Annotated in this window: 3 protein-coding genes and 1 pseudogene; 1 reads left to right on the forward strand and 3 read right to left on the reverse strand. The window is 54.8% G+C overall.

Annotated elements, in window-relative coordinates; all coding sequences use genetic code 11:
• Nucleotides 1–123: pseudogene (locus ACEW8G_RS13100) on the forward strand (IS630 family transposase); the annotation flags it as partial.
• Between the two features lie 154 nt (nucleotides 124–277).
• Here ACEW8G_RS13100 and ACEW8G_RS13105 read toward each other — a convergent pair.
• From ACEW8G_RS13105 to ACEW8G_RS13115, 3 genes are all read right to left on the reverse strand, one after another.
• Nucleotides 278–1,003: a 2OG-Fe(II) oxygenase family protein gene (locus tag ACEW8G_RS13105; protein ID WP_373488853.1), complete on the reverse strand. Its 726-nt coding sequence runs from the start codon at nucleotides 1,001–1,003 to the stop codon at nucleotides 278–280.
• Nucleotides 1,004–1,256: 253 nt separating this feature from the next.
• Nucleotides 1,257–1,406 carry a hypothetical protein gene (locus tag ACEW8G_RS13110; protein ID WP_373488854.1) on the reverse strand — a complete coding sequence of 50 codons (150 nt, stop codon included), beginning with the start codon at nucleotides 1,404–1,406 and terminating at the stop codon, nucleotides 1,257–1,259.
• Nucleotides 1,407–1,791: 385 nt separating this feature from the next.
• Nucleotides 1,792–4,134 (reverse strand): SAM-dependent methyltransferase, encoded by a 2,343-nt coding sequence (locus tag ACEW8G_RS13115; protein WP_373488855.1) that lies wholly within the window; start codon nucleotides 4,132–4,134, stop codon nucleotides 1,792–1,794.
• Nucleotides 4,135–4,987 lie beyond the last annotated feature (853 nt).

The following is a 4,987-nucleotide window of genomic DNA, read 5'->3' on the forward strand; positions in this document are numbered from 1 at the left end:
AACCGCATCTACCAATCATACGACGACATCGTCGAACACTGCTGCTTCGCATGGAACAAGCTCGTCGATCAGCCATGGCGAATTATGTCTATCGGCCTACGAAGATGGGCGCATGGGTCGTGATCAATGCGCGTTGGTATAATAGACACGAGGCAGGGCGAGATACCGTGCCCTCTTGGTCTGGAATCAAGCTGTAGCTATTTGTTTTTTTTGCCAAGTCCGAAGTTTGCGCTGTCTCTTGGCGGTACAGTATCAGCCCCGATCGTTACCTTGGGGATTAATGATTTTCGGCCGGGCTGCCACGATACCATCCGGTGACCGCGAGCCTCGAAAATCCTGCTGACGGGCTGACCAATGACACGCTGTGTTGTTGCGGCACCCGGAACAGGTCGAGCGTGTTGAAGCGTGGGACAAGCGCTTCGGCGGTGCGTTCGTGCGGACCATGGAACAGCAGCAGCCCGCCCCATTCGAGGCGCCACATCTGTGTCAGCCCGAAAACGCACGCGGCCATGCGGTTTTCGCCGGGGGCGTCATCATCATGACCGGTCAGAAAGTCGCCGACGCCATAGCTTGTGGCCTGACCGTTTACGAACAGGCCCGGCGGCATTCCAGTGATATGTCTGATAAGGGCGTGCATGTCCGGCCCATGCAGAAATTTGGCGAGCGGTGAGAGCATGTCGGTCGCGTCGAGCGGCTCATCGGCATCGGGCAATCGCAGTGCCTCATAGCGATACTGGAAACCGTCGCGGCCGCGTGCGAACATCTCGCGATCAATCTGCGCAATGCCTTTTGCGCCCATCGCAGCACGCTCATGGCGATCAAGCTCGATGGGCGCGCCGGGCGCGTGAATGACCTGAATCCAGTCTTCGCGTCTGCGCAGATGATCGTGCAGATCGGTGGCACCCTGCGCCAGCAAACCGTAAAGGCGCACTCGCCCCGTCTGAGCATAGCACTCGGCCAGGGCGTTGCGATCAAGGTCGGGATTGAGGGTAAAGTTCGTCATGGTGTCGCAGCAGACTTAGCGGCATTTGGTTAACGCATCATGCCAAAGGCGTGCTACAATGCGTTTGCGAGTGACCGCTTCGGCTCGAATGCGACATGAACGTTCCTGTGCTGACGTATAACGAACGATCCCGCACATAAGGCTGATCAAGCATTGGGACGACTGGATCAGAAACGATCACCGCCCCTGCACGCAAAAAAAGCGGCAAGATCGCAATGGGTTGCGCTCTTGCCGCTCTTGATGTGTCGGTGGCTTACCAGCGATAGTTATCTTTGCCGCCCGTACCCTTCTTTGAGCCCTTTTTCGATCCCTTCTTGGACCCCTTCTTGGAATCTTTCTTCGGATCTTTGGTCTTGCAGCCGCCAGCCACTTCGACGAGCTCTCCTCCAGTTAATTCACGCATTGCGAGTCTCCTATCAATCGGCCCTGTCGATCGATTGTTTGGGCCCGGGTCGTACTAAATATCCAATCAACACAATGTGGTTACACCAGACTCGACCTACAGAAAACGAACGAACACAGTTAACATGTTAAGATATGGGGACTGTCCAAATTTGGGACATGAACTGCACGGATTGTTGCCCATGTTACGCTGCAAAATTTCACCGTAGGCCCTTAAAAAACAACAACATAACGAATGTCTGTAATAATGGGCGGCTTCACTCGCCGAGAAAATGATGCGCATTATCTGGGGCCAGCACTGGCCGAAACGACAGGCGAATGGCGCCCGACGGCACAGCTAGAGCGTTCAAGCGGATTGGTGACTCGCTTTATCGATCAATGCGCAATCAGTCGGGAATGCGATTGGCGAACCGGAACATATCGTGATGCTCTGCGGGGATTGCGGCCAGTTCCTGCTTGGAAATTGCCACCGCCGCATGCGATTCAAACGCCAGTGTGTCCTTGAACCACGGTAGACTGTAGCTCAGGAAAATCAGCGGACGGCCATGAGAGGCGCTGCACGGCATGCCGCCATGATAAAGGCGGTAATCAAAGGTGAGTGCAGCACCGGCCCGCGTATAGATGACGTGGGGGTCGCCCTCCCATTGATAGTTGGCGGCGGTCTTGTGGGTGTTTTCCCAAAGCTGCGTGCCGCCCGCAGCCTCATCGAGATCAATCAGCGGGACGATGACGGTCACCGCATAGGTCGGGAGCGCCTTGTTTACATCATCATCCGCGAACAGCAGTGGATGTTCGCGATGGATATGCTGCATACGCGCGCCTTTGCGCGTGACGACCGCGCCAAAAGCGCTGAGGATAGGCTTGTCGCCCATAGCCTGTGTCAGCAAATCGATCAGCACAGGGTTTGCGAACAAGGCCGGATTGTTGAAAGGCGGCTGCATGCGGATCGGCACTGTAAATCGCTTGTCGCCGACATTATTCGGCTCGCCAAGGCCCGCGCCTTTCCAGTTTTTGATCGCAAGTTCGTGGGCGCTGCGCAGCTTGGTGACCAGTTCGGGCTGGATCATCTGGTCGAGCAACACGACACCCGCCTTGTCGAAAATGCCCTGAGCCTTTGGCGCGACGTCCGGATCGGTGCAAATCACGCGGAGATGGCCGTAAGGCGATTCCTTGTTTGCCGGCGTTTCTTTGCGCTCGAACTTGTCATGCCATAACCGCAATGCAGGCCCATAATCGGGATCAATCTCGAGGGCCTGTTTAAGTGCGGTCCGTGCATCGGCACGGCGCTTGTGGCGCAGCAAGGTCAGCGCATAGACATACAGTCGTGACACCTTGGGGCCGAATTCTGCCAGCCCGGATTCAATCAGTTCAAGCGCCTCGTCGTTGAAATTGATCGCCAGCAGCATCTGCGTAATTGCGATATCCAGCGATACCGGCGCGCCATCCGGCAAGAAGGACCGATAAGCCTCCATATAGACTTTGCAAAGCTGACCTTTGTCGGGGTCCTGGTGGCCCTGTTGCAGTTGCTCGAAGATGATCGGCAGGCATGCTTCGGCGATTGAAGGATCGTATTTAGAAAAACGCATCCAGGCGAATACCTGCCGGTAGCTGGCCTCCTCGATCGACTCCTTGATAAGTTCGCACAGTTCATGCGCATCGTACGGATTGAACTCACGCAGGTTTTTGCTGGCGGAAATCAGCGTCCGGTCGAATGCGTCAAGCTCAGCCGTCGCACCCGGCATGACAAACGCGCCGCACGAAAAGTCGCGGTCTTTATGCCGTGCGAACTGAACCTTACCGCCATTGATGCGAATGAGCTCAGCGAACATATCGAAATTGGCGTAATGGGCAAAATTGCTGTCGAAAATAAACGGGCTTTCAAGGACAAAATCTGCCGGATCAGAATATGCCAGATCACCGGCAAGCATTAACAGCGGTGCGTCACGCTCGGTGAAACTTTCGAGAAAGCGGAAGCTCTGCTCAGGGACGAGCGCGTAGAAATCGCCCTCGCGCTTGGCATATTTGGCCAGAATTTGGTTGATAACCGGGTGATCGGTTGGATTCCCCTTCAGCTTGCGCGATGCAAACTTCTCTTTCAAGCTGGCAAAGCCCTTGATGGGATTGGACAGGAAATCCTCGTCATCAGATTCAAGCTCAACAAGGACACGCGAAATCTCATGATTGCGGATGCGGAACATATCCGAAGGGATGCGGTCAAATGAATGGTTGGCGATAATCACCACCGGGCGATCAGCAATCTGGGCCGGTGTAATGGCACCCGCATCGCTCCTGATGACCGGTTCTGCTTCGACGAGCAACTGACCAAAGGCGAGCTTTTTTGCTGCGATCAGATCTGCGAACCGGTGCTTCTCCTTCCAGTGTGCAATGTTTGCCGGATCAGCGTCAGTCAGCATGTAGGTGAATGGCGGAATAACTTCGTCTTTGCCAAACTGGTAGTTTTGCAGCCGGTTCAAAAACTGCCAGGCAAAGCGCCCGCTGCCGCCACCAACCTCAATGATCAGCGGAGGCTGGGTTTTCTGGTTGGCGCAATCTCTCAGAAAATCCGCGACAATAGCGGCATACACATCCGCAGTGTAACAATTGGTTGTCGAGGCTTGCGAGACACGTTCTTCTGATCTGACTTCAAGACCCCGGTCTTGGTAAAACCTGTGGGCCAGCGACCAGATCATCGAATCTTTGATCGGCGTGAGTTTCTCAAGCTTGCTCACTGAATGCATTCCTTCATCAGGCCCATCGTCAAAATGGGCTGACGCATATTATGGCTGCAAACCGTTTAAATATGATAACTTGAGTGCGAGCTGGAAATGGGCGGGTTGCACATACCTCTGTTTCCATGGCCAACTCGCATTTTGCATTATCCTGTATCGCAACGCAGAGCGGGCCTTGAAACATGCCCGGAGACGGCCTGATTGAGTTCAATGGACTAGCTGGCGGAGCGGGTGTCTGTATAACTGCCGTATGAAAATATTGATTTTTAATCAAAAATTGGTTGGCAAATAAATCTATCCCACATTTTTTACCACACTTAGGCGTTGTGCCCCGATTTTTCCCGCCTCTCGCGCGCACGCGCGCGGGTGAAAAACTGTATTTGCAATATCGCGATTGGCCCACACCGGTTTCTAGCAACGCGCCCCTAAAGATTGAACATGCCCCCCTGCCTTGCCGGGAATTATGCCCTGCCATCGCGTGCGCGTGCGCGTATCTGCGCCATAACCATTTTTGCCACCCTTCGCGCGTGCGTGCGGAATGCGCCATGATCGATTGCAGAGTCTTGCTCTTGAGCGGTTAGGGTGCGTGTTGACTTGCTGATGATAAGGGCCGACAGCTTGGAAGCGCCAACCGAAGAAGCAATTCCTCCGGTACGTGGACCTGCCCTTCGCAGCGTCAGCCTTGCCTTTTTAGGCCAGCAAATTGCCCCGGCATCAGTAATGGTGTCGGGGCGGCTTGCAGATCGGTCATTCTGGTTCCAGCTTTTACGCAACCGACTTGTGCTTGGCAGCCACCTATAGCCGGTCGTGCCATCGGACTTTGTGCTGATCGGCGGGAGTACACGCGCGTGCG

Origin of the sequence: Blastomonas sp. (assembly GCF_041747255.1) — a bacterium.
Taxonomy (GTDB): Bacteria; Pseudomonadota; Alphaproteobacteria; order Sphingomonadales; family Sphingomonadaceae; genus Blastomonas.